Origin of the sequence: Bradyrhizobium sp. S69, assembly GCF_009766005.1 — a bacterium.
Taxonomy (GTDB): Bacteria; Pseudomonadota; Alphaproteobacteria; order Rhizobiales; family Xanthobacteraceae; genus Bradyrhizobium.
In genome coordinates this window covers 65,553-89,379 of record NZ_LMUK01000032.1, presented here as the reverse complement: position 1 = coordinate 89,379, position 23,827 = coordinate 65,553, and the positions used below count along the sequence as shown (strand labels likewise).

General features: G+C 62.7%; 20 protein-coding genes and 1 pseudogene. 8 read left to right on the top strand and 13 right to left on the bottom strand.

The genetic code is table 11. The annotated features are described in order from the left end of the window. The 3 genes and pseudogenes from GSQ88_RS13075 to GSQ88_RS13065 all read right to left on the bottom strand — a co-directional run. Window positions 1-654, bottom strand: a pseudogene (locus GSQ88_RS13075) (polyhydroxyalkanoate depolymerase); the annotation flags it as partial. Window positions 655-787: 133 nt separating this feature from the next. Beyond that, complete coding sequence (locus tag GSQ88_RS13070; RefSeq protein WP_159008169.1) at window positions 788-1,621, bottom strand: ABC transporter permease; 834 nt, start codon at window positions 1,619-1,621, stop codon at window positions 788-790. Next, window positions 1,618-2,442: an ABC transporter ATP-binding protein gene (locus GSQ88_RS13065; protein WP_159008168.1), complete on the bottom strand. Its 825-nt coding sequence runs from the start codon at window positions 2,440-2,442 to the stop codon at window positions 1,618-1,620. Before GSQ88_RS13065 ends, GSQ88_RS13070 begins: the two co-directional genes overlap by 4 nt. Window positions 2,443-2,664: 222 nt before the next feature. On the opposite strand from GSQ88_RS13065, the gene GSQ88_RS13060 reads away from it, so the two are divergent. Both GSQ88_RS13060 and GSQ88_RS13055 read left to right on the top strand, forming a co-directional pair. Continuing rightward, the gene (locus tag GSQ88_RS13060; RefSeq protein WP_159008167.1) at window positions 2,665-3,984 is read left to right on the top strand and encodes an ActS/PrrB/RegB family redox-sensitive histidine kinase; all 1,320 of its coding nucleotides are present in this window, start codon (window positions 2,665-2,667) and stop codon (window positions 3,982-3,984) included. A 118-nt stretch (window positions 3,985-4,102) separates the two neighbouring features. Then, window positions 4,103-4,657, top strand: coding sequence for an ActR/PrrA/RegA family redox response regulator transcription factor (locus tag GSQ88_RS13055; protein WP_159008166.1), 555 nt, complete (start codon window positions 4,103-4,105; stop codon window positions 4,655-4,657). A 194-nt stretch (window positions 4,658-4,851) separates the two neighbouring features. Here GSQ88_RS13055 and GSQ88_RS13050 read toward each other — a convergent pair whose 3' ends face one another. Together GSQ88_RS13050 and GSQ88_RS13045 are read right to left on the bottom strand one after the other, a co-directional pair. After that, complete coding sequence (locus GSQ88_RS13050; RefSeq protein WP_159008165.1) at window positions 4,852-5,337, bottom strand: MmcB family DNA repair protein; 486 nt, start codon at window positions 5,335-5,337, stop codon at window positions 4,852-4,854. 50 nt (window positions 5,338-5,387) lie between these two features. Beyond that, a complete protein-coding gene (locus GSQ88_RS13045; protein WP_159008164.1) occupies window positions 5,388-6,407 on the bottom strand; it encodes an AraC family transcriptional regulator in 1,020 nt (339 codons plus the stop codon). A 223-nt stretch (window positions 6,408-6,630) separates the two neighbouring features. Between GSQ88_RS13045 and GSQ88_RS13040 the strand changes: the two genes are divergently transcribed. Then, the gene (locus GSQ88_RS13040; protein ID WP_210253802.1) at window positions 6,631-6,852 is read left to right on the top strand and encodes a hypothetical protein; all 222 of its coding nucleotides are present in this window, start codon (window positions 6,631-6,633) and stop codon (window positions 6,850-6,852) included. A 155-nt stretch (window positions 6,853-7,007) separates the two neighbouring features. Here GSQ88_RS13040 and GSQ88_RS13035 read toward each other — a convergent pair whose 3' ends face one another. After that, window positions 7,008-8,621: an alpha-amylase family glycosyl hydrolase gene (locus GSQ88_RS13035; protein WP_159008162.1), complete on the bottom strand. Its 1,614-nt coding sequence runs from the start codon at window positions 8,619-8,621 to the stop codon at window positions 7,008-7,010. A gap of 246 nt (window positions 8,622-8,867) precedes the next feature. Between GSQ88_RS13035 and GSQ88_RS13030 the strand changes: the two genes are divergently transcribed. Then, the gene (locus GSQ88_RS13030) at window positions 8,868-9,536 is read left to right on the top strand and encodes an MBL fold metallo-hydrolase (protein ID WP_159008161.1); all 669 of its coding nucleotides are present in this window, start codon (window positions 8,868-8,870) and stop codon (window positions 9,534-9,536) included. A gap of 137 nt (window positions 9,537-9,673) precedes the next feature. On the opposite strand, the gene GSQ88_RS13020 is transcribed toward GSQ88_RS13030, so the two are convergent. The 3 genes from GSQ88_RS13020 to GSQ88_RS13010 all read right to left on the bottom strand — a co-directional run bounded on the left by GSQ88_RS13020 (window position 9,674) and on the right by GSQ88_RS13010 (window position 15,161). Beyond that, complete coding sequence (locus GSQ88_RS13020) at window positions 9,674-12,163, bottom strand: PAS domain-containing hybrid sensor histidine kinase/response regulator (protein ID WP_159008160.1); 2,490 nt, start codon at window positions 12,161-12,163, stop codon at window positions 9,674-9,676. A 206-nt stretch (window positions 12,164-12,369) separates the two neighbouring features. Then, entirely contained in the window at window positions 12,370-13,623 is a 1,254-nt protein-coding gene (locus GSQ88_RS13015; protein WP_174247996.1) for an extracellular catalytic domain type 1 short-chain-length polyhydroxyalkanoate depolymerase, read from the bottom strand. Window positions 13,624-13,754: 131 nt separating this feature from the next. Next, window positions 13,755-15,161 (bottom strand): MFS transporter, encoded by a 1,407-nt coding sequence (locus GSQ88_RS13010; RefSeq protein ID WP_159008158.1) that lies wholly within the window; start codon window positions 15,159-15,161, stop codon window positions 13,755-13,757. Window positions 15,162-15,343: 182 nt separating this feature from the next. On the opposite strand from GSQ88_RS13010, the gene sthA reads away from it, so the two are divergent. The 4 genes from sthA (at window position 15,344) to GSQ88_RS12990 (ending at window position 21,080) form a co-directional block, all read left to right on the top strand. Then, window positions 15,344-16,780 carry a Si-specific NAD(P)(+) transhydrogenase gene (sthA, locus tag GSQ88_RS13005; RefSeq protein ID WP_159008157.1) on the top strand — a complete coding sequence of 479 codons (1,437 nt, stop codon included), beginning with the start codon at window positions 15,344-15,346 and terminating at the stop codon, window positions 16,778-16,780. A 250-nt stretch (window positions 16,781-17,030) separates the two neighbouring features. Further along, window positions 17,031-17,894 (top strand): formylglycine-generating enzyme family protein, encoded by an 864-nt coding sequence (locus GSQ88_RS13000; RefSeq protein WP_159008156.1) that lies wholly within the window; start codon window positions 17,031-17,033, stop codon window positions 17,892-17,894. 398 nt (window positions 17,895-18,292) lie between these two features. Then, window positions 18,293-19,534 carry an LLM class flavin-dependent oxidoreductase gene (locus GSQ88_RS12995; protein WP_159008155.1) on the top strand — a complete coding sequence of 414 codons (1,242 nt, stop codon included), beginning with the start codon at window positions 18,293-18,295 and terminating at the stop codon, window positions 19,532-19,534. Between the two features lie 157 nt (window positions 19,535-19,691). Continuing rightward, the gene (locus GSQ88_RS12990) at window positions 19,692-21,080 is read left to right on the top strand and encodes a cytochrome P450 (RefSeq protein WP_159008154.1); all 1,389 of its coding nucleotides are present in this window, start codon (window positions 19,692-19,694) and stop codon (window positions 21,078-21,080) included. Between the two features lie 128 nt (window positions 21,081-21,208). Here the strand turns inward: GSQ88_RS12990 and GSQ88_RS12985 are convergent, their stop codons facing one another. From GSQ88_RS12985 to GSQ88_RS35215, 4 genes are all read right to left on the bottom strand, one after another. Further along, window positions 21,209-22,099, bottom strand: coding sequence for an adenylate/guanylate cyclase domain-containing protein (locus GSQ88_RS12985; RefSeq protein WP_246735266.1), 891 nt, complete (start codon window positions 22,097-22,099; stop codon window positions 21,209-21,211). A gap of 181 nt (window positions 22,100-22,280) precedes the next feature. Next, window positions 22,281-22,778: a cupin domain-containing protein gene (locus GSQ88_RS12980; protein ID WP_159008152.1), complete on the bottom strand. Its 498-nt coding sequence runs from the start codon at window positions 22,776-22,778 to the stop codon at window positions 22,281-22,283. A gap of 27 nt (window positions 22,779-22,805) precedes the next feature. Next, window positions 22,806-23,648 (bottom strand): SDR family NAD(P)-dependent oxidoreductase, encoded by an 843-nt coding sequence (locus GSQ88_RS12975; RefSeq protein WP_159008151.1) that lies wholly within the window; start codon window positions 23,646-23,648, stop codon window positions 22,806-22,808. After that, window positions 23,618-23,827: hypothetical protein (locus GSQ88_RS35215; protein WP_210253801.1), on the bottom strand; the 210-nt coding region annotated here is incomplete at its 5' end. The genes GSQ88_RS12975 and GSQ88_RS35215, both read right to left, overlap by 31 nt.

Genomic DNA, 23,827 nt, shown 5'->3' with positions numbered 1-23,827 from the left:
ATCATTCGCGGCTTCCATGACGAAAACCGCCGCTACCACCGGCACCGAAGGCTGGCACACCGCGATGATGTGCATGTTGCCGCCGAGCACATGCAGCATCTCGATCAGGTAATCGACGTAGTCCTCGAGATCGAAGCGGCCCGCGGCGAGCGGCACCATCCGGGCATCGGACCAGTCGGTGATGTAGACCTCATGGGTCGGCAGGAAGGCTTCGACCGTGCCGCGCAGCAACGTCGCATAGTGACCGGACATCGGCGCCACGATCAACACGCGCGGCTGCGGGCTGCGCAACGGCCGCGTCAGCTTGCGATCGAAATGCAGCAGCCGGCAGAACGGCTTTTCCCACACGACGCGCACTTCAACCGGGGTGCGCACGCCGTTGACTTCAGTGGTCGGAAGATTCCATTCGGGCTTGCCGTAGCGCCGCGTGGTGCGCTCGAACACCTCGCAACCGGCGGCGATCGACTTGCCGAATTCGGTTTGCGACCACGGGTTCATCGGATTCTGAAACAGGATTTTGGTCGCGTCGCTGACGGCACGCGCCGGATTGAGCGACGCCTGCATCATTTCGTACATCCAGTACATCGGCGTGGTCAGCGCCGGACTACCTTCAGCCACCAATGGCGGCGCGCCGCCAAACTCACCAATCGCCATCTAATTTGGTCCCTTTTGCATCGCAGCATAGTGCCGAATGCGTAATAATGCGTCAATGCACAGATCGGTATATCTACCGGCGATAACGACCTAAAATCGCCAAAAGGCTCCCAAAATCATGGGATAAGTGGCTTTATTCGCCGCTCTGGATCAGCGAGCCATGGCGGCGCGCGCTGCGCAAAAGCGCAAGAAATATCGCAAATGACGCGATAAGGAGCACGACGTTGATGGCGAAGGCCTCGATCATGAGGTCGGCCCGAAACACCTGGGTGGTCAACAACGCCCGCATGCCCTCGAACACGTAAGTCGGCGGCAGCGCCCAGGCGACATATTGCAGCCAATGCGGCAGCACCGTCACCGGATAATAGATGCAGGCCAGCGGCATGATGCCGAACATCACCGTCCAGACGATGCTCTCGGCGCCAAGACCGTTGCGCAGCACCAGTCCCGAAACGAAAATCCCGATCGACCAACTGGTGAAGATCAGATTGCAGAAGAACACGATCAGCGGCAGCCCGATGCCGTAGAAATTGAAGTTGAAGAAGAACAGCGCCAGCAGCGTCATCGGAATCACGCCGATGGCCAATCGGATCAGGCTCATGATCATCAGCGAGATCAGGAACTCGATCGGCTTGAGCGGGCTCATCATCAGATTGCCGAGATTGCGCGCCCACATCTCCTCGAGAAACGAGATCGAAAAGCCGAGTTGACCGCGAAACAGGATGTCCCACAGGATCACCGCGCCGATCAGGGTGCCGCCGGCGCGGGCGAAAAACCCGGCATTCTGCGAGATGAAGCTTTGCAGAAATCCCCAGGTGACGATCTGCAGCGCGGGCCAATAGATCAGTTCCAACAGCCGCGGCCATGACGACATCAGGAGATACCAATAGCGCAGCACCATGGCGGCGATACGGTGCGGCGCGATGCCGCGATGCGGGACGTGTTGGCCGACGGCGTGCTCGCTCATGGCGCATTGGCTCCCGGGGCGCCGGCTGCCGAAGTGCCTTCCTGCGCGCGGCCACGCGCGACATCGAGAAACACTTCCTCGAGCGTATTGCGGTTGTAGCGGGCCATGATCCGGTCCGGGCTGTCGTCGTCCTCGATGCGGCCGCGCTTCATGATGATGACGCGGTCGCACAACCGCTCCACCTCCAGCATGTTGTGCGACGCCAACAGGATCGTAGCACCTTGGGTATTGCGGTAATTCTCCAGGTGCCGCCGGATCCAGTCGGCGGTATCGGGGTCGAGCGACGCGGTCGGCTCGTCCAGCAACAGCAGTTCCGGCTGGTTGATCAGCGCTTTCGCCAGCGCCACGCGCGTCTTCTGCCCGGCGGAGAGCTTGCCGTTGGCGCGATCGAGGAAGTCGCCGAGATCGAGATCGGCGGCCAATTGCGCAATGCGGTCGCGCAGATTGGCGACCGCATAGAGACGGCCGAAGATCGTCAGGTTCTGCCGCACCGTGAGCCGCATCGGCATATCGACATAGGGGCTTTCGAAGTTCATCCGGCCCAGCACCTCGGCATTCTGCGCCGGCATCGAATAGCCCAGCACCTGGATGCGGCCCGAACTCGGCAGCACCAGCCCCATGATCATGGCAATGGTCGTGGTCTTGCCGGCACCGTTGCCGCCGAGCAGCCCGGTGATGCTGCCGCGCGCGATGCGGAACGAGATGTCGTCGACGGCGCGGGTGGTCTTGTAGAGCTTGACCAGGCGATCGACCTCGATCGCCGCGGATCCGGCCGGACCGGCGGGGGGCGAGGGAAGCGATGTCACGTCGTTATGCGTCATGCGGGCCGTTCATTGGGCTATCGCGCGGATAAGCGCAAGGTTTCAAAGTTCGTCATGCCCGGGCTTGTCCCGGGCATCCACGTCTGCTCAGCACACAGCAAGAAAGACGTGGATGGCCGGGTCAAGCCCGGCCATGACGAGAGTCATCAACTTGTTCTTCACCGTAGCAACGTTGCCAACTCACATTTGTGATCGGAACCGGGCGCGGCTAAGCTGGAAGCCATGACCGACGTCGCCGCTTCCGATTTTCGCCATCCACGCCGCTATGTCCGTCTGGACACCATCCTGCGGCTGCGCTGGCTCGCCGTGCTCGGCCAGTTGGCGACGATCTTCATCGTGGTGCAGGGGCTCGAGTTCGACGTCGAGGTCATCCCCTGCCTCACCATCATCAGCCTGTCCGCCCTGCTCAATCTCGCGCTGCAGATCGCCTTCAACCCGATGCAGCGGCTGGAGCCGGCCTATGCCGCGGCGCTGCTCGCGCTGAACATCATCGAGCTCGCCGGGCTGCTGTTCTTTACCGGCGGGCTGGAGAATCCGTTTTCGTTTCTGTTTCTCGCTCCGGTGCTGATTTCGGCAACGGCGCTGCCGATCCGGCTCACCATCGCGCTCGGCGTTCTGGCCGTGGTCTGCGCCACCGTGCTGGTGTTCTTTCATCTGCCGCTGCCGTGGGATAGCGACGAACCGCTGATTCTGCCTCAGATCTATCTGGTCGGCGTCTGGCTTTCGATCGGGGTCGCGATCGGCGTCACCAGCCTTTATGCGTTCCAGGTCGCCGAGGAATCCCGCCAGCTCTCCGATGCGCTGGCCGCCACCGAACTGGTGCTGACGCGCGAGCAGCATCTGACGCAAATCGACGGGCTCGCCGCCGCGGCCGCCCACGAACTCGGAACGCCGCTGTCGACCATCTTCCTGATTTCGCGCGAGCTCGAGCGAACCATCGCCGACGACAGCCCGATTGCCGCAGACCTCAAGACGCTGCGCGAACAGGCGCAGCGCTGCCGGGATATTCTGGCCAAGATCACGCAATTGTCGGCCAGCGGCGCGCCGTTCGACCGCATGCCGTTGTCGACGCTGATCGAGGAAGCGGTGGCGCCGCATCGCGATTTCGACGTCGCGATCAAGGTGCGGATTGCGATCGGGGTGACGCGCGAGCCGGTGGGCATGCGCAATCCCGCGATCCTGTATGGCGTCGGCAACATCCTGGAAAACGCCGTCGATTTCGCGCGCGCCACGGTGGAGGTGAACGCCTCCTGGAACAGCGAGATGGTCGAGATCATCATTTCCGACGACGGGCCGGGGATCGCGCCGGACATGCTGAAGCGGATCGGCGAGCCATATTTGTCGCGGCGGCGCAGCGCGGACGAGACCCAGCACGGCGGTCTCGGTCTGGGGGTATTTATCGCCCGCACGCTGCTGGAGCGCACCGGCGCCAAGGTTTCGTTTGCCAACCGGGTGTTTCCGGATCACGGCGCGGTGGTTCATATCATCTGGCCCCGCGACCGCTTCGAGGCCGAGGAAATAGCTGCCGAACCAGTAGCTTAGAAAGCCTCTTAATAATTAAGCTTTGCGCTCCATCGACTTTAGGCGGCCTTGGCATCGCCGCTTTGCTTCGCCATATGACAAAGATGATTATAATGTCCGACAGGAAGGTAGGCCAATCGTGACCGCTCTCGCCGAACTGAATGATCACGCCGATCGCTCGCTGCTGATCGTGGAGGACGACAAGCCGTTCCTGGAGCGGCTGTCGCGCGCGATGGAAACGCGCGGCTTCACCGTGACCTCTTGCGACACTGTGTCCGATGGCCTCGCGCAAATCGGCAAGGCCGCGCCGGCCTTTGCGGTGGTGGATCTGCGACTTGGCGACGGCAACGGGCTTGATGTGGTGTCGGCCCTGAAGCGCAAGCGCCCCGAGGCGCGCGCGATCGTGTTGACCGGCTACGGCAACATCGCGACCGCCGTCACCGCGGTGAAGATGGGCGCGGTGGATTATCTGTCGAAACCCGCCGATGCCGACGATGTCGTCGCGGCGCTGCTCGCGAGCGGTACCGAGAAGTCCGAGCTGCCAAACAACCCGATGTCGGCCGATCGGGTGCGCTGGGAACACATCCAGCGTATCTATGAGATGTGCAACCGCAACGTCTCGGAAACCGCGCGGCGCCTCAACATGCACCGCCGCACCCTGCAGCGCATTCTGGCCAAGCGCGCGCCGCGCTGAGGAGCGCTTTGCGCCTCCTCCGAGCCTCTGAAGCTATCTCAGCCGTCATCCTGAGGTGCGAGCTCTTGCGAGCCTCGAAGGATGGCCGCACGCACAACGCTGAACACCATCCTTCGAGACGCGGCCAAGCGGCCGCTCCTCAGGATGACGGCTGAGATAGCTTCAGACCCTTTCCGGATGCGGCTTCAAAATCCCTAAAACTCGCCGTGGCCCTGCGGATCGACCAGGCGGTTGATCCGCAGGGCCGCGGCCATCGCGAACCGCACGATCATCTGCTTGCGGGTCGGCGCCGGCAGGCGGTGTTCCGGCGCCTCGCAATGCAGATGGGCGCCGTAGGCATCGGCGACGATCAGGCCGGTTTGCTCGGGGAAAATCTCGCACGGCATATCCTGCGTGAACGCAAAGAACAGCCGGTCGCAATGCGCGCGGTAGTCCTGCCATTTCTGGTCGGCGCGCAGATCCTCGATCGATGATTTGATTTCGACGATCCAGATCTCGCCGCGCTCGTTTAGCGCCACCAGATCGGCACGCCGTCCCGACGGCAGCGGCAATTCGCTGATGCAGGAAAACCCGAGCGAGCGTAACAGCCGCGCCGTGCCGCGCGCGATCGCCAGCGCCGTCTCCGACTGACGGCCGTCCGGCGGTGGCACAACAGTGACCTGGCGGGCGCGCGATTCCATCGCCCCTATCTTAGAACGCTATCAGGATAAGTGGAACTGATTTACGGCCTCTAGGCAGACTGCGGCCGTGTCATCCTACGGGGTGGGTTGTCGATCTCGCCCTGCGGCCTCCGTGCCTCCTGCACCGCCGGCTCGGAGACGATCGTGAGCCGGGTGGCGCGCCGGAAGCCGCCGGGGCCCTGGCCGTAGTGACGCTTGAAGCCGCGAGCGAAAGCGATTTCCGAATCGTAGCCGACCATGAACGCGATCTCGGAGATCGCGACGTCGGGCGTCCTCAGCAATTCCGCGGCGCGCAGCATGCGCTGTACCGCGAGATATTGCATCGGCGGCGCTTCCATCTCGCGGGTGAATGCCGCTGAGAAGGCGGATCGCGACATCCCGACCCGGGTGGCGAGTTCGACCACCGACCAGCGCGTGGCGAGATCCGAGCGAATCAGTCGCACCGCGTTGAAGACCTGCGGCGACCATCGCGGCTTGCCGACGCGATCATCGGCTTCATACCGAAGGGCCGCGGACCTCACTGCCTGAATGAACATCAGTTCGGTCAGGCGATTGAGCGCGGCCGCCGAGCCGGGGCCCGGGCTCGTTACCTCGGTGTGCCCCGCTTCCGTCAGCGGACGCGCCCATTGCGGCAACATCCCCTGTTCGCCCGGCAAGTGAATGATGTCAGGCAGGAAACGCAGCAGCGTCCGTGCGCGCACGCGGTCGAGCCGCAGGTGGATGACGATCAGCGTCGCCATGCAGCCACCGCCGCCGCCCCGAATCACCGGCAGTCCTGGCGGCACTTCGATGCAGGGATCTGGAATCTTCGGCGCGATCGGACTGTTCAGCGAATCTCTCATCGTGTGAGCGCTACCATGCGGAATGATCGCGCAATCACCGGCCTGCAATATCGCGATCTGCTTTGAGGCAACGATTTCGAGATAGGCCGAGCCGTTCATGCAAATATAGAACATCGCGCCCGACGACTGATCGTGACGGCAGCCCCACGGCGCCGTCAATTCCGCCTTGATGCAACACGTGTCGTCAACGCGCACGGTTTGCAGCAGATCGGAAAGATTATCCTGCATCTGGATATGCTCCTGAGTCTCTCCAACCGGAGGCTCCGTCGCCCCCGTGCGACGTGCAATGGACGATATGGGGCTTTGGACGTCCGGTTGGTAGTTGTGGACGATTGATAAATGGCGCTCGCGAAATTCATACGCATCTTAGAGCCATGACGGATGACGGCGGGATGACCCAGGAACGGGACGCTCCGAGGCCGTGAACCGGCTTGAAACAAGGGGTTCTATGATGAAATTTTCAGCGATTTTTTGTGCGCAGCTGATCGTGTCGGCTGTGGCTTTGTCGATGAGCGGCGCGGCGCAGGCGCAAGACATCGGCTGTGTCGACGGCACGCCGGCGCCGCCGATCACGCATAGCTGCCCGTCCACCAGCGCTACCGGTGCATACGCCGCGGCGCCGGCACCGACGCATGTTCGGGCTCACGTCAAGCACAAGAACACCGTGCAGTAAGTACCGCGCGGTACTTGATTTCGGGCGCGACGCTGAACCGCCGCGCCTGTAATTAAGCATCTTGCTTGACAAAATGGCCGCCGGTTTGATCGAACCGACGGCCGTTTCGAAGCGCTGATTGTCTGGAAACGGCGCGACGAGAGCGTAGAAGCGACTCAACCAGCCTGGAAGTTCGATCTGCCGACAATGACGCCCTCATTGCCGCGCAGGTTGAGGATGCCTTCTACGCGCTCGCGTTTCCGATCGAGGAATGTCGACAGCAGAATCTCGCTGCCGAATCCGATTGAGCTTGAGGTGATCGAGGCGGGCTCGGCGCCGAGGTTCAACGCGATGACAAGCGCCTCTCCTTCAGCCCTGCGGCGATAAAGCAAAAGGTCTCCCTGCGCCGCCATCGGCTCGTAGGCGCCTGCGACAAGCTGCGGCAATTGCTTGCGCAGTCCGATCAGCGCTTTGTAGAGGCTGAGGATCGAGTGGTCGTCGGCATCGAGATCGATCACATTCTCGTGTGCGAAATCACTGGCCAACGGCAGCCAGGGCGTCGACGTCGAAAACCCGGCATGGGGTGTCGCATCCCACTGCATCGGCGTCCGACAGCCGTCGCGGCCGACGCCGATGCCCGGGACGTTCTTCTCGAACGGATCGCGCACCTGATCGGGCGCCATCGCGACCTGATGCATGCCGATCTCGTCACCATAATAAAGCGTCGGCGTGCCGCGCAGGGTCAATAACAGCATCGCCGCGACGCGCGCTTGCGCCTGCCCGACCCGGCTTGCCACCCGCGGCCGATCGTGATTGCCCAGCACCCAGTTCGGCCATGCGCCGTGCGGCAACGCGGCTTCGTATTCGGCGATGATCTTTTCGACCGAACGCGCGCTCCATAGCGTCGACAACAAGGCGAAGTTGAACGGCATCTGCGCGCCGGCCAGATCGTTGCCGTAATAGGCCACCAGCCGCTGCAGCGGCAGATAAATCTCGCCGATCAAGACGCGGGACCCGAATTCATCGGTGACGCGGCGCATTTCCGCGACCACCTCGTGAACCTCGGGCTGATCGGTGGAGTATTGCGTCAGTATCGTTTCATGCGGAGGCCGGCCCTCGCTATAATAGGGGTTTGGCGGGTTGTCGCGGAATTGCGCGTCCTTGATCAGGTGCCAGATCACATCGACGCGAAAGCCATCGACGCCCTTGCGCAGCCAGAACCGCATCACGTCATAGATCGCCTCGCGCACTTCGCGGTTGCGCCAGTTGAGGTCCGGCTGCTGGTTCAGGAAGGCGTGGTAGTAATATTGTCCGGTTTCGTCGTCGAGCGTCCAGGCGCTGCCGCCGAATTCCGACAGCCAGTTGTTCGGCGCGCCGCCATCGGGCTTTGGATCGCGCCACAGATACCAGTCGCGCTTTGGATTATCGCGCGAGCTTCTTGATTCGATGAACCAGGGATGCTGGTCGGAGGTATGGTTGGGGACGAGATCGAGAATGACCTTGAGGCCCAGCGCGTGCGCGGCCTCGACCAGCGCGTCGAAATCCTCCAGCGTGCCGAACAACGGATCGATCCCGGTGTAGTCGGAAATGTCGTAACCGAAATCGGCCATCGGCGATGGAAACACCGGCGACAGCCAGATCGCGTCGATCCCAAGCTCCTGCAGATAGGGTAGCCGCGTGATGATTCCGGCGAGGTCGCCGACCCCGTCGGCGTTGGAATCCTGAAATGAGCGCGGATAGACCTGATAAAAGATGCCGTTCTGCCACCAGGAATTGCTGATCTGATCCATCTCGCCAATCGTCCCCATATCGCGTGAAATTTTCGATTTGACGCGTTTTCTTGACGCGAACCGGTCGCTACTTCGCTGGAAAACGCTCTGAGACGCGACAACGCCTGAAATCGCACACTGGTTCAGATTGCACGGCGGGAACATGACAAAGCGGCGGCGGGGTTGCGGCTTTCCACCCGATTTTTGCCTGCAATTTCACTTGCAATTTTTACTTGGCGGGACCGCAAAAATCGGCATTGTGCGGCGATGGCACATGAAAACGAGACCCAGTCGAAGGCCGGCGCCCTCATCATCCCGGTGACGCCGCTCGAGCAAAACTGCACCTTGATATGGTGCGAGGCCAGCAAAAAGGCCGTGGTGATCGACCCCGGCGGCGATGTGCCGAAGATCTTGCGGGCGATCACGCAATCCAATGTCAGCGTCGAGAAGATCTGGCTCACCCACGGCCATATCGATCATGTCGGCGGCGCCGCCGAATTGCGCGACGCGCTGAAGGTGCCGATCGAAGGCCCGCATATCGACGACAAGTTTTTGCTCGACAATGTGGTGTCGAGCGGCGCCCGGTTCGGCATGACCGGCGTGCGCGATTTCGCGCCGGACCGCTGGCTCAATGAAGGCGATCAGGTTTCCATCGGCGATTTGACCTTCGACATCCTGCATTGTCCGGGACATTCGCCGGGCAGCGTGGTGTTCTACAACAAGGAATTACACTTCGCCCAGGTCGGCGACGTGCTGTTCAACGGTTCGGTCGGGCGCACCGATCTGCCCGGCGGCAGCCACGAAACCCTGATCAAGTCGATCGTCGAGAAGCTGTTGCCACTCGGCGACGATGTCAGCTTTGTCTGCGGCCACGGCGCGGGCTCCAGCATCGGCCAGGAGCGGCTGACCAATCCGTTCCTCACCGGCGAGATGTAGCGAGAGCGTTTTCGAGCCAACGGGTCGCGCGAATGCGCGCCCGATGACAGGCTCCGTGGGCACCGATTCGCGTGAAGAAAACGCGTCAAAACAAAAGACTAGAGCCCCGTTCCGATTCCATCGGAACGGAAAAGGCTCTAGCCGGATACCATGGCGCGAACGCGTCGCGACAAATTGCCGAGATCGAACGGCTTGGTGATCATCTCCATGCCGGGCTGCAGGAATCCATCGGCGATCGCCACGCTTTCGGCATAACCGGTGATGAAAAGAACCTTGAGGCCCGGCCGCATTTCGCGCGCCTGATCGGCAAGCTGACGGCCATTCATGCCGGGCAAACCGACATCGGTCAGCAACAGGTCGACCCGCGCATCGCCGCGCAGCAGGCGCAATCCGGCCGGCCCGTCCGCCGCCTCGAGCGTCCGGTAGCCCTGCTCGCCCAGCATCTCCAGGATCACCCCGCGCACCACCGGCTCGTCTTCGACCACCAGCACGGTCTCCCCGGTGGCGGCGTGCTGGGCCGCCCTCGCGGCGATGGCGTGCTCAACGGCGATTTCGCTGTGATGACGCGGCAGATAAAGCTTGATCGAGGTCCCCTGCCCGACCCTGCTCTCGATCGTGGCATGACCGTTCGATTGCCGTGCAAATCCATAAATCATCGACAGCCCAAGCCCGGTGCCTTGCCCGATCGGCTTGGTGGTGAAGAACGGATCGAAGGCGCGCGCCGCCACCTCGGCGCTCATGCCTGTGCCGGTGTCGGCGACAGCGATGCAGATATATTCGCCGGGCGACAGCGCCGGGGCATCGGCGGTGACGCCGTCAATCAGCGCGTTCGCGGTCGAGATCGTCAGTTTGCCGCCATCCGGCATGGCGTCCCGCGCGTTGATCGCAAGATTGAGCAGCGCGCTTTCCAGCTGATTGGGGTCGCAGAGCGTCGTCCAAAGATCATCCGAGGCCACGATCGAAAGATCGATGGTCTCGCCGATGGTCCGGCGCAACAGATCTTCCAGCGACACCACGAGCTGGTTGGCATCGACGCCTTTCGGAATCAGCGGCTGTCGCCGCGCAAACGCCAGCAGGCGATGGGTCAGCGCCGCGGCGCGGTTCGCCGATGTCATCGCGGCATCGATGTAGCGCCCGACATTGTCGCTGCGGCCCTGGTTCAGCCGCGTCTGCAAGAGGTCGAGCGATCCGACGATCCCGGTCAGCAGATTGTTGAAGTCGTGCGCGATGCCGCCGGTAAGCTGTCCGACCGCTTCCATCTTCTGCGATTGCTGCAAGGCCTCTTCGGTCGTCTTCAAGCGCTCGGCCGCGGCCTTCTCAGCCGTGACGTCGCGTGCGACCGCGTAGATATGATCCTGGTCCGGGACACCGGTCCAGGATAACCAGCGATACGATCCATCCTTGTGGCGAAAGCGGCTTTCGAATTTGGCGATAGCGTCGCTGCCACCGAGCTTTTTGACCCGGGCCTGCGTGATCCCGCCGTCGTCGGGATGCTCCAGCCATTCCGAGCTACGGTTCAGCAATTCCGCCTCGCTCCAACCGAGCGTCCGGGTCCAGGCCGGATTGATGGTTTTCCAGATGCCGTTGCGATCGGCCACCAGCAGCAGATCCTGCGACACGTTCCAGATCCGATCGCGCTCGCGGGTCTTTTCCTCGACCCGCTGCGCCAGCGTCGCGTTCAACTCCGCGAGTTGATCTGCGAGCGTGCGGTAGCGCTCTTCGCTCTGGCGCAACGCCTGCTCGGCCATTACCTGCTCGGTGACGTCGCTATGGGCGCCGATCAGCCGTACGGCTTTGCCGCTATCGTCGCGCTCGATCGTGGCGCGCACGGAAATCCAGCGCATCTCGCCGTCAACGGGCCGAATAATCCGATATTGCGCCGTGTAGTCGCGCACCTGGCTTGCGATGGCGTCGCGGAATTTGTTTTCGGTCGCCTCACGATCCTCGGGATGAATACGCCGGACCCAGTCCTCATGGGACTCACGGGCCGCGTCGGCCGGCAATCCGTGGATCAGCAGATATTCCGGCGAGCGCCGGTTATGGAAGCCGGTCCTGAGATCGACCTCGAGACCGCCGATCCGGCCGACCTGCTGGACACGCGCGAGTTCGGCTTCGCGGTCCCGCAACGCCAGCGACGACAAATAATCCTTTGTCACATCGCGGCAGACCACCAGTACGCCGCCGACGCCGTCGTCTTCGTCGATCGGACTGAAGCCGTAGGTCCAGTAGACCTGCTCCAGCCTGCCGTGACGCGTCACCGGAACGAGCTGGTTCTCGTGCCAGGTCGCGCCGCCGCCATCCATCACCTGATCGATCTGGGGACCGATAATGTCCCAGATTTCGGCCCAGCATTCCCGGCCGCCCTGACCCAGCGCGTGGGGGTGGCGCTCGGGGCCCATGGTCTGGCGATAGGCGTCATTATAGAATTGGACGAGATGCCGACCCCACCAGATGAACATCGGATGGTTGGTGTTGAGCACCAGCCGCACCGCGGTCCTTAGGCTTTGCGGCCAGTTCGCCGGCCGGCCCAGCGGGGTGTGCGACCAATCATGGCCGCGCATCAATGCGCCCATCTCCCCGCCGCCGGCGAGGAAATCCGCAGAACTCGGTACGCTGATTTTCAACATCTGGGAATGATCGGACGCCAATTCAGCCCAAATTAGCAGCAGGAACTTAACCGCCTGTCACAATCGTGTTAAACGCGCCCCCCGGCATTTGGTTCAAATTTATTTCGCCGAAAACGGAACCAAATGATGCGCTTGCGCCGCCGGCCGTTAACCAGGCGACCCGATGGCAACGGGCTTTCGGCGCACGGGATGCCGCTTCCGGGTCGTTATTTCATCAAGCCGGCAGCGGTCAGCGCGCGGGTGATGACGGCGCCGACGTCGATCGAGCGGCGGCGCGGCGGCTCTGGCGTCTCGGAGGGCCGCTGCAGCGTCGCCAACGGCCGCAGCACCGTGGCCACATCCGGCTTGCCTGGAGATGCCGGAGCAGGCTGCGGGATCGGCTTTGCTAGGACTGCCTTGGCTACATTCGGCTTGGCTGCAATCGGCTTCGCGACAGGCTTTGACGCTTCAGCCGGTGCGCGCGGCAGGCTGATGCGCTCGGTCAAACCGAAAAAGCTCGCGATGTGATGCGAGGAAGAGATTCCCGCCTCGATCAGGAACGCGCCTTCGGCGCCATATCGTTCGTCATTGTCGGCGATGCCGAGCGGCGTGCCGTGGGCCATGTCGGTGATGGTATAGGATTCGACAATTGTCTCGCCGTCCGCGTCCCACCAGACCTCACGCGGATAGCCGTCAACGTCGGCGTTCGACATCGGCGCCAGCGGCAGCTGGTGCACGTCGAGCCATTGCTTGACGATCTCATTGGCGTTCGCGGGATTGACGGTGCGATCGGCGCTGCCGTGCCATACCGAGAGTTTCGGCCACGGACCCTTATGCTCGGAGGCGTTTCGGACCAAATCTCCCAATTCGCCCGCGGGACGCGGCGGCGATTGAAACATGCCGCTCAAGGCTTCCCGCACATTGGTGGCGACACCGAACGGCAGGCCGGCGATAATGGCGCCCGCCGCGAACACTTCAGGATAGGTTGCGAGCATCGCCGAGGTCATCGCGCCACCGGCGGAAAGCCCCGTGACGAAGATACGACGCGGGTCGATGCCGTGATCACTCACCATCCGCGCGATCATCTGCCGGATCGAGCAGGCTTCACCCTGATCGCGGGCGATGTCTTCCGGATTGAACCAGTTGAAGCAGCCCTGCGCGTTGTTCGATCGCTGCTGCTCTGGCATCAACAACGCAAAGCCATAGCTTTCGGCGAGCGAAGACCAGCCGGCGCCGAGATCGTAGCCCGCGGCGGTCTGGCCGCAGCCGTGCAACACCACGACAAGCGCGGGCGTTCGCTGCAGGTTCTCGGGGGCGAAGGCGAGCATCCGCAGTTCGCCGGGGTTCGATCCGAAATCGGTCACCTCAACGAGCGGGCTCTGGAGCTTGTCCTCCGTGGTTAACCCGTAGCTTCCAAAGCCATTGAACCCGTTCAGACTCGGGAAACGGCTCAGGAATTCGATATTTTTGGCAAGCGACACCGGCAGCTCCATGCTGGAGATTGGATAATCTCACCAACACCAGATAGTTGCTGCACTGCAAAATAAAAAGACCGTGTGCTGTCGGCTCGCCTCGATACCTTGGGATAAGCGCTGATGGCGTTAATATGTCGTCAGACCGCCGCGCGACGCATCCATGACAGAAATGCGGCGCAGGTGGTAATTGACAGCGCAAACAATGTCAGCGCCACCAATAGGGCCAGTTCGGCCGATTCCGCCGCCTCAATTGCGAAGAACACCGCGCCGATCGCCGCGACGCCGGAGGCGTTGGCGATTTGCGACGTCGTGCCGTACATCCCGGCACCGGAGCCAGCGCTTGCCGGCTTGACCGACGACAGCACCACACTCGACAACGGCGCCATCACCAGGCCCTGGCCATAGCCGAAAACAGCCAGCATCGCCGCCAGCAGAATCGCGCTGGGCGCTTCGAGCGCGACGGTCGTCAACGCCAGCATCGCGAGGCCGGCGATCTGAACCGCGCAGCCCTCGATCAGCACTTTTGTCCCGCGATGCCGCGCCCGCGCGCCACTATGGCGCGATGCGATCACGAACGTCAGCGTCAGCGGCACGAACACCAAGCCCGCTTGCAGTGGCGGAATATGCAGCGCCCGCTGCATGAACATCGTCACCACCAGATAGAACGACAAATTGGCGAAGAAGAAAAAGAACGCGGCATAGAGACCGCGCATGAAAGCCCGGTCGGACAACAGCGCGAGGTCGACCAGCGGCATGCCACCGCGGCCTGCCACCGCGCGCTCGAGCCGCAGAAACGTCGCGAGGATGCCGACGCCCGCCGCCATCGCCAGCCAAACCCACGGCGTCCAGTCGAGATCATGACCGAACAGCAGCGGCCCGATCAGGCACAGCAGGCCGCAGAACAGCACGATGGCGCCCGGAACGTCGAGCCGCGTGCCGGCGCGGCGCGGCACCGACGGCATGATGCGCCAGGCCGCGGTCACGATCATCAGCCCCAGCGGCACGTTGACGAAAAACACCACGCGCCAGCCAAGGCCTGCGAGATCCGATGTCACCAGCACGCCGCCGAGCACGAAGCCCGCGGCGCCCGCGAGCCCCAGCACGATGCCGTAAATGCCGAAGGCGCGGCTGCGCGATCCATCCGAAAACAACAGATGCAGGGTCGCCAGCACCTGCGGCACCATCATCGCCGCGGTCGCGCCCTGCGCCAGCCTTGCCGCGATCAATTCGGGGCCGGATCGCGCGAGACCGCACCACAGCGACGTCACGGTGAACCCGAGCACGCCGGCGATGAAGACATTCTTGGTGCCGTAGATATCGCCGAGCCGGCCGCCCGTGACCACCAGCGTCGCATAAGCGATCAGATAGATCGCGATCACAGCCTCGATCTGCGCCGTGCTGGCGTGCAGCTCGACCGCGATGGTCGGGATCGCGACGTTGACGATGAAGGCATCGACGCCGAACATGAATTGCGCGGCGACGACGATCGCAAGCACCCACCAGCGACGTGACGTATCGAGCGGGGCAGAAACGAGCTGATGCATGCGAAGCGGCCTTGGGTTTGCGAAAATCCGGCGCGCTTGGTCATCGCAGCTTTCGGTCATGGCAGCGATTACCTCGCAGGTAAGGACCGCGACCGATTTTGGCCCGATTGCTGCATGGTCCAAAAGGTACTTCGAGGCACTTTCAGCTATTTCCAGCTTCTCGTCAGTCCGGACCGCCTCCGATGCAAGCTCCCTTGACGCAAGCCCCACCGGCGCAAGCCCCTTCGACGTACGACTATGATATGCTGGTGATCGGCTCCGGCCCCTCCGGGCGTCGTGCCGCCATTCAGTTTGCCAAGCTCAACCGCACCGTCCTGGTGGTGGAAAAGGGCCGCCGGGTGGGCGGTGTCTCCGTTCATACCGGCACCATCCCGTCCAAAACCCTGCGCGAGACCGTGCTCAATCTCTCGGGTTGGCGCGAGCGCGGCTTTTACGGCCGCTCCTACCGGGTCAAACAGGATATCGGCGCGGTCGACCTGATCGCGCGCCTGCAAAAAACGCTCGATCACGAGGTCGAGGTGCTGGAACATCAGTTCAGCCGCAATGCGGTGAAGACCGCGTGCGGCGAGGCCCGCTTTGTCGGACCGCATCAGATCGAGATCACGGCCGATAGCGGCGAGATCAGGATCGTGACCGCCGCCTACGTGCTGATTGCCTGCGGCACACGGCCATTCCGGCCGGAATACGTGCCGTTCGACGGCAAAAGCGTATTCGACAGCGACGAGATCATCGACCTGCCAAAGCTGCCGCGCAGCCTGGCGGTGATCGGCGCCGGCGTGATCGGCGTCGAGTATGCCACCATCTTCAGCGCGCTCGATGTCGCGGTGACGTTGATCGAACCGCGGCCGACCTTCCTGGATTTCATCGACAAGGAACTGATCGACGAATTCATGCACGAACTGCGTGACCGCAATGTCGCGCTCCGGCTCGGCTCCGCGGTCAACGCCATCGAGCGCAGCGAGAGCGGCAGCATCGTGACGCGGCTATCGGATGGCCGCCACGTCACCACGGAGATGCTGCTGTTCGCGGCAGGCCGCGTCGGCGCTACCGACCGGCTCAATCTGGCGGCGGCCGGCATCACGGTCGATCATCGCGGCCGGATCGCGGTCGATCCGCTGACGTTGCAGACCAACGTGCCGCATATCTATGCCGCCGGCGACGTCATCGGCTTTCCTAGTCTGGCCTCGACCTCGATGGAACAGGGACGGGTCGCCGCCTGCCACGCGCTCGGAATGGAGCCGATGGCGCCGCCGGAATTCTTTCCGTACGGCATCTATTCGGTGCCGGAAATCTCGACCGCCGGCCTGACCGAGGAAGAGGTGCGCAAGCGGGGCATTCCCTATGAGGTCGGGGTAGCGCGTTTTCGCGAAACGTCGCGCGGCCACATCATGGGGCTCAACAGCGGCATGATGAAAATGATCTTCTCGACCAAGACGCGCCGACTGCTCGGCGTGCATATCCTTGGCGAAGGCGCCACCGAGCTGATCCATATCGGCCAGGCCGTGCTCAACCTCAAAGGTACGATCGATTATTTCATCCAGAACACGTTCAATTATCCGACGCTGGCGGAAGCCTACAAGATCGCGGGACTCGACGCCTGGAACAGGATGACGCGGTAGGCTACTCCGTCGTCATTCCGCGGCGATACCAACGGGTCAGCGCAATGACGATCCCTGGCGCCATTCCAACCGCGACCTAAGCCAGCTTCAAAATGAACGCGCTTGCCTCCGGGAGCGACCAAGTCGGATTGGCCGCCGCGAAGGATATCCTATGCATTTGAGAATGAAATGGCTCGCCGCATTGGTCGCGGGCACGCTGGCTGTTGCGTTCACGGCTGCGGCTTCGGCAAAGCCGAGACAGGTCCGACCAATGCCGTCAGCGGAATCGACGCAGCCGCCGGCGCCGCTGCCGCGGCAGTTCTTTGCGGAAAAAGGCGTGCAGCCGCTGACGCCGGAGCTTGAACAGGCGCTCAAGCCAAAGGACAGCTTCAAGGAATGCGTCAACTGCCCGGAAATGGTGGTGGTGCCGAAGGGCTCCTTCATCATGGGCACCCCGATCGGCGAGATCGATCGCGCCAAGGGCGAAGACCCGCTGCATCGCGTCACTTTCGCGCGGCCGTTCGCGGTCGGGCGCTTTTCGATCTCGTTCGACGAATGGGATGCCTGTCTTGCCGACGGCGGCTGCGACGGCAACAAGGGCGACGACAGTCTTTCAGGCCGCGGCCGAATGCCGGCGCAGGGCATCGGCTTCGACGCGGCGAAATCTTATCTGGCCTGGTTGTCGCGCAAGATCGGCCGCACCTACCGGCTGCCGAGCGAATCCGAACGGGAGTATTTCACCCGCGCCGGCACCACGACGCCGTTCTGGTTCGGCAACACCATCTCGACGCTGAACGCCAATTATCGGGCCGACACGCCCTACGGCAACGGACCTCACGGCGAAAACAGCAAGGGGCCGGTGGTGGTGGATTCCTATGCGCCCAACCCGTTCGGACTTTATCAGGTGCACGGCAATGTCTGGGAGTGGACCGAGGATTGCTTCAACAAGCGCTATACCGAGGACACGCCGACCGATGGCGCGCCGTGGCTGGAAGGCGACTGCAGCAAACGCATGCGGCGCGGTGGTATCTGGAACTGGTCCCCCGACGTTTCGCGCTCGGGCGCCCGCGACGACGCCACGATCGGCAGCGGCAACAGTTTCCGCGTGGTGAGGACGCTCGCCGTAACGCCATGAAGCTGACGGCCGGGTCTCCGCCGCAGTCATCTGCGATCGCGGGTATCGGAATTTTGAAGATCCCGGCTCGACCAGCCACGGAAGCAGCCGGGATCTTGGCTTTCTATTCTGGAACGCTTCACTTCAGCTAGCCGATTTTTGTTAAGTTTCCATGTTTTTCAAGTTTCCATGGATGATACGCGGGCATCGGCCAATGCTGTTCGAATTGGTCGTCAGCACATTCACGGATTGCCGTCATAAGCCTGGGCCGACTGGTAAAATTCCGGGCGGCGGCATGCCCGCGCGATCTGCACGGCATCCATGTCGCGCGAGGCGGCTTCCGAGCATTGCCTTGGCTCGTCCCAGCCCGTAGTTTGGACCTAGCAATCCAACAAAAAATAAAGCCGGAGAGAAAACCCATGGCGCGCCTGAAGTTCGGAGCCTTCCTCGCCCCGCACCACCCGATCGGCGAACACCCGATGCTGCAATTCCGCCGCGACCTCGATCTGGTCGAGCAGCTCGATTCGCTCGGTTACGACGAGTTCTGGTGCGGCGAGCATCACTCCTCGGGCTGGGAAATGATCGCCTCGCCGGAGATGTTCCTGGCGGCTGCCGGCGAGCGCACCAAGCGCATCAAGCTCGGCACCGGCGTGATCTCGCTGCCCTATCACCATCCCTTCAACGTCGCCCAGCGCATGGTGCAGCTCGATTATATGACGGGAGGCCGCGCCATCTTCGGTTCCGGCCCGGGCGCATTAGCCTCCGACGCGCATACGCTCGGCATCGATCCGATGACGCAACGTGACCGTCAGGACGAGGCGATCGCGATCATCCGCCGGCTGTTCAAGGGCGAGCGCGTCACCGCCAAGAGCGACTGGTTCACCATGAACGATGCGGCGCTGCAACTCCTGCCGTTGCAGGAAGACATGCCATTCGTGGTGGCGTCGCAGATCTCGCCCTCGGGCATGACGCTGGCCGGCAAATACGGCATCGGCATCATTTCGCTCGGCTCGATGTCGACGCAGGGCCTGATGTCGCTGCCGACGCAATGGGGTTTTGCGGAGGACGCCGCCAAGAAGCATGGCACCACGGTCAGCCGCTCCGACTGGCGCGTGCTGCTCAGCTGGCACATCGCCGAAACCCGCGAACAGGCGCGGCGCGAGGCCGGCGCCGGACTGATGAAATGGCACAATGAATATACGGTCGAAACCTTGCAGCGACCAGGTGTGGAGCGGTTCACCTCGCCCGAAGACGCCGTGGAAAAGACTGCCGGCGGCGAGAATGCCGCCTCCACCATCGGCACGCCAGACGATCTGGTCAAAACCATCAAGAGCCTGATCGACGTCTCCGGCGGCGTCGGCACCATCGTCGGCTTCGTGCACGACTGGGCCAATCCGGAAAACACCCGCCGTAGCTGGGACATGGTCGCGCGCTACGTGGTGCCGGAAATCAACGGCTATGTCGCAGGCTTGCGCAAGTCGCGGCAATTCCTGGTCGAAAACCGCGAGGTGTTCGATCGCGCAGGCCAGGCGGTGATGGCCAAGATCATGGAAAACGACAAGGCCGCGGCAGCCCTTTCCGTGACCGGTCCCGGCCGCGTCGCGATCCCGACCATCAACGCGCCCGACCTGCAAAAGGAAGCCGCGAAACAAAAGGCGTAAGCGCGCAAACGGAAACTATCGTGATGTTGCGTTGCAATGATGCGCGACTTTGTCGTGCTATCAGTGCTTGCCAAGGTCGATATGGCTTTTTGTCAGCCTTTGCACCCGGAAGATAACGGGATATCCTTCGGTCCTGGAGTCAACCGGAGCAACCGCGATGTCGATGCAAGCGTCGATGCAAACTTTGGCTTCGCCCGCGATACCTCTCACACCACCGAAGCGCGGTTCGCTTAGGCATATTCCCGGCGACGAAGGTTGGCCGATCGTCGGCCGGACGCTGGCGGTCCTCGCGGACCCCAAGGGCGAAGTCGAGCGGATGGCGGCCAAGCATGGCATGGTCTATCGCAGCCGCGTGCTCGGCGAGACCAGTATCAGCCTCTTGGGGCCCGAGGCCAATGAGCTGGTGCTGCTCGACCAGAGCAAGCTGTTTTCCTCGACCTACGGCTGGGGCAACATCCTGGACCGGCTGTTTCCGCGCGGCTTGATGCTGCTTGATTTCGACGAACATCGCCTGCACCGGCGCGCATTGTCGGTGGCATTCAAATCCGGGCCGATGAAGTCTTATCTCGCGGAGCTCGATGCCGGCATCGCGGCGCGGGTCGCGCAGTGGAAAGCACAGCCGGGGCCGATGCTGTTTTATCCCGCGATGAAACAGCTCACGCTCGATCTCGCCGCGACCTCCTTTCTCGGCACCGGCATCGGCCCCGAGGTCAACGAGATTACCCGCGCCTTCGTCGATATGGTCGCGGCATCGGTCACCCCGATCCGGCAACCCTGGCCCGGCACGCCGATGGCGCGTGGCGTCAAGGGGCGCGCCCGCGTCGTCGCCTATTTCTCCGAACAAATTCCGATCCGCCGCGCCAATGGCGGCCAGGACCTGTTCTCGCAGCTCTGCCATGCGACCCATGAAGACGGCGCGCTGTTGTCGACGCAGGACATCGTCGACCATATGAGCTTCCTGATGATGGCCGCGCACGACACGCTGACGTCTTCGCTGACCTCGTTCGTCGCCGAGCTTGCCGCCAACCCGCGATGGCAAACAAAACTGCGAGACGAGGTCAACGCGCTCGGTATCGCGAGCGGCGAACCCACGACCTTCGGCAATCTTGAAGCCATGCCGCTGTCGGAGATGGCGTTCAAGGAAGCGATGCGAATGAGACCGCCAGTACCCTCGATTCCACGGCGCGCGACCCGCGATTTCAGTTTCAAGGGCTATGCCATGCCCGCGGGCACCGGGGTCTCCTTCAACCCGCTGTTCACGCATCATATGCCCGAGATATGGCCCGACCCCGAGCGGTTCGATCCGATGCGTTTCACCGACGAGGCCCAGCGCGCCCGCCATCGCTTCGCCTATGTGCCATTCGGCGGTGGCGCGCATATGTGCCTCGGACTGCACTTCGCCTATATGCAGGCAAAGTGCTTCGCCCGGCATTTTCTGCAAAATATCAACGTCGCGCTGCAGCCGGGCGCCAAGCCGGATTGGCAGATGTGGCCGATCCCGAAGCCGCGCGACGGATTGCGCGTGACGCTGTCACCGGTGAATTAATCAGGCCAAAGCTTGGTTAGGCCAAGACTTCATTAGGCCAAGACTTCATTAGGCCAAGACTTCATTAGGCCAAGACTTCATTGGGCCAAGACTTCATTGGGCCAAGACTTCATTGGGCCAAGACTTCATTAGGCTATGGCTGCGATTGGCGCGTCGATGCCGACGACGTCGATGCCGTCGACGCGACCGCGAATCGGAAGCCGGCCGAGATCGCGCACGGCAAACGGCGGCGCCGAGCTGAACCGTTGCATCGCCGCGCGCGACGCCAGAAAGCCGCCATCGACTTGACGGCTGAGTTCTTCGAGCCGTGCCGCGGTATTCATGACATCGCCATTGAAGACGATGGCCCGTTTGACGTCGCCGATTTCGCCGATAATGACGGGGCCGAAATGCAGGCTGCCGCGAATCCGCGGCACCACGCTGAATTCACGTTCGAATTGGCCGGCTGCGCGCACCAATCCATCGCGCATCGCAAGGAAGCAGCGCAACGGCCGGCAATCGACCGCGCCTTCACGTTCGGGCCAGGTCACGATCACCTCGTCGCCGACATAGTTGAGCACTTCGCCGCGATAATCCACCACCGACAACGTCAGCAAACGAAAGGTGCGGTCGAGCAGGCGATGAATGGCCAGTCCGCCGAGGCTCTCGGCCAATCCGGTCGATCCCGCGATATCGACGAACAGCACGAAGCGATTTTCCTCGACCGGCGCATGATACCGTCCGGTCATGAAATTCCGCAGCGAGCGCGCTCCGATCAGATTTGTAATCGCGAAACCGAAATTGAAGAGAACCGACACCGCGGCAGAATAGAGGAAGCCATACCAGAATGACGCACGCGCGGTTTCGGGGGGCAGACCGGCGACGAGTTCGCCTGGTTGCAGCCATTGCAGCAGACCAATAATCGCGGCGTAGATCGCACTGCGTATGGCGAGGGCGGAGCTAAACGAAAAGCGGCCGAGCCACTCGCGCATCGGCCCGTTGAAGATGAACAGCTCGACGGCGCCGAGCACCGCGCTCATCGCCACCCCGTAGCCAATCCCCACGACGGCCGAGCGGCCTTGCGGAACGTTAAAAACGAGCCCGGCAGTTGCGCCGCAAGCCACCACGGCCAACCATAATCTCAGGTTCCTCTCCAGCCTTGCGTCCATATCCCCTGCTCCGCGCCGCCGCTTATCCGGTCGCCTCGACGACGCAAGACCGCTATTCGATCAGCGTCGTCAACTGCGCGCCCTCATCCGCCACGAACACCGCGATCAATTCCGCAGGCTCGGTGCTGCTCGCATTCGCCGACACCATATGCGTCGCGCCCGGCGGCTCGAAGAACGACTGGCCCACCTTGAAGACTTCGACGGGGCCGCCGCCCAACTGCGAGCGTATCTCGCCCTTCGTGATGTAGGCGGTGACCGAGCCCGCGTGCCGATGCGGCGGGGTGAAGCCCCCCGGGCCATAGAATACCCGCACGATGGTGACGCGCTTGCCCGGCACGTTCGGCAGCGCATAGGAACCAATCGGCTCGACGGTATCGAGTGTCGAGCCGGCACCGCTCGTCATGCATAACGGCTCGGAAATCGCGGACACCGCATTCATCGCCAACGGCAAGGCCTTCCCGATCGCGAAGGCGCAGGCGAGACCGGCAATCATCGTCAGAAAGAGCGGCCGGGCGTCAGCCTGCCGCGAGAATTTGAATGTAGCCGACATCGATCCCTCCCGTTGCGTTGCTTCAGCCTACCGCTTGCCTTGATCGAACGCCTTGCGCAGCGCCACATAGCCCTGTTGCTGCGCCGTCCAGTTGCGACCGCCAGTGATGGCGCCGTCGATCACCAGATCGTGCCCATTGATGAAACTGGATTCGTCGCTGGCGAGAAACACCGCGGCATGGGCGATATCTTCCGGCAATCCGGCGCGTGGGATCGGCTGCGCGGTCTTGTAGACCTCGCGCATCATCTCCGGCGTCTGCTCCGCCGCCTCGACCGATAGGCCGAGCGCCTTGCCGAAGATGCCGGTGGCGATCGCGCCCGGCGAAATCGAATTGACGCGGACGCCGGATTCGCCGAGCTCCATCGCCACGCATTTGGTGAGGTGAATGACGGCGGCCTTGGCCGCGCCATAGACCACCGACGAGGAGAAGCCGGCGAGTCTTCCGGCGATGCTGCCGTTGTTGATGATGCTTCCCGACCCCTGGCGGCGCATATGGGGGGCGGCGTGCTTCATGCCGAGCATGACGCTACGCACCAACGTTGCCATCGCCGCGTCGAAGCGCTCGACCTCGAGTGTCTCGATGCCGCCGGTCTGGGCCGGGCCGCCGGCATTGTTGAACAGGCAGTCGATACGGCCGAATTGTTCGACCGCCTGGGCGATCAGCGCGCGCATCTGCGCTTCGACCGTGACATCGGTTTGGCGGAAGACGCACGCGTCGCCGAGTTTTTGGGCCAGGGCTTCACCTTCCGGCGCGCGCCGCCCGGCAATCACGATCTTGGCGCCCTCGGCGACAAATATTTCAGCGGTCCGCAACCCGATGCCGCTGGTCGCGCCGGTGATCACCGCAACCTTGCCGTCAAGCCGTCCCATCTGGTGCTCCCCTGCTGCCGATCTTGTTTGCGAATATCCCCAGCCCCAGGGAACAAAGCAAGCAACGCTTTGTTGCGCCGGTGCGGGACCGGCCTCGCCTCCCTCCCAATCCGCAATTTTTCCGATATGCTTGTTCTTTCTTGTTCTTGCTTGTCTTTCTTGGCCTTATTTTGGATTAG

What these genes read in the sequence shown, in the direction of transcription:
- GSQ88_RS13070 (WP_159008169.1), bottom strand. Translation starts at nt 1,621, where the DNA reads ATGAGCGAGCACGCCGTCGGCCAACACGTCCCGCATCGCGGCATCGCG.
- GSQ88_RS13065 (WP_159008168.1), bottom strand. Translation starts at nt 2,442, where the DNA reads ATGACGCATAACGACGTGACATCGCTTCCCTCGCCCCCCGCCGGTCCG.
- GSQ88_RS13060 (WP_159008167.1), top strand. Translation starts at nt 2,665, where the DNA reads ATGACCGACGTCGCCGCTTCCGATTTTCGCCATCCACGCCGCTATGTC.
- GSQ88_RS13050 (WP_159008165.1), bottom strand. Translation starts at nt 5,337, where the DNA reads ATGGAATCGCGCGCCCGCCAGGTCACTGTTGTGCCACCGCCGGACGGC.
- GSQ88_RS13045 (WP_159008164.1), bottom strand. Translation starts at nt 6,407, where the DNA reads ATGCAGGATAATCTTTCCGATCTGCTGCAAACCGTGCGCGTTGACGAC.
- GSQ88_RS13040 (WP_210253802.1), top strand. Translation starts at nt 6,631, where the DNA reads ATGAAATTTTCAGCGATTTTTTGTGCGCAGCTGATCGTGTCGGCTGTG.
- GSQ88_RS13035 (WP_159008162.1), bottom strand. Translation starts at nt 8,621, where the DNA reads ATGGATCAGATCAGCAATTCCTGGTGGCAGAACGGCATCTTTTATCAG.
- GSQ88_RS13030 (WP_159008161.1), top strand. Translation starts at nt 8,868, where the DNA reads ATGGCACATGAAAACGAGACCCAGTCGAAGGCCGGCGCCCTCATCATC.
- GSQ88_RS13020 (WP_159008160.1), bottom strand. Translation starts at nt 12,163, where the DNA reads ATGTTGAAAATCAGCGTACCGAGTTCTGCGGATTTCCTCGCCGGCGGC.
- GSQ88_RS13010 (WP_159008158.1), bottom strand. Translation starts at nt 15,161, where the DNA reads ATGCATCAGCTCGTTTCTGCCCCGCTCGATACGTCACGTCGCTGGTGG.
- sthA (WP_159008157.1), top strand. Translation starts at nt 15,344, where the DNA reads ATGCAAGCTCCCTTGACGCAAGCCCCACCGGCGCAAGCCCCTTCGACG.
- GSQ88_RS13000 (WP_159008156.1), top strand. Translation starts at nt 17,031, where the DNA reads ATGCCGTCAGCGGAATCGACGCAGCCGCCGGCGCCGCTGCCGCGGCAG.
- GSQ88_RS12995 (WP_159008155.1), top strand. Translation starts at nt 18,293, where the DNA reads ATGGCGCGCCTGAAGTTCGGAGCCTTCCTCGCCCCGCACCACCCGATC.
- GSQ88_RS12990 (WP_159008154.1), top strand. Translation starts at nt 19,692, where the DNA reads ATGTCGATGCAAGCGTCGATGCAAACTTTGGCTTCGCCCGCGATACCT.
- GSQ88_RS12985 (WP_246735266.1), bottom strand. Translation starts at nt 22,099, where the DNA reads ATGAGCGCGGTGCTCGGCGCCGTCGAGCTGTTCATCTTCAACGGGCCG.
- GSQ88_RS12980 (WP_159008152.1), bottom strand. Translation starts at nt 22,778, where the DNA reads ATGTCGGCTACATTCAAATTCTCGCGGCAGGCTGACGCCCGGCCGCTC.
- GSQ88_RS12975 (WP_159008151.1), bottom strand. Translation starts at nt 23,648, where the DNA reads ATGGGACGGCTTGACGGCAAGGTTGCGGTGATCACCGGCGCGACCAGC.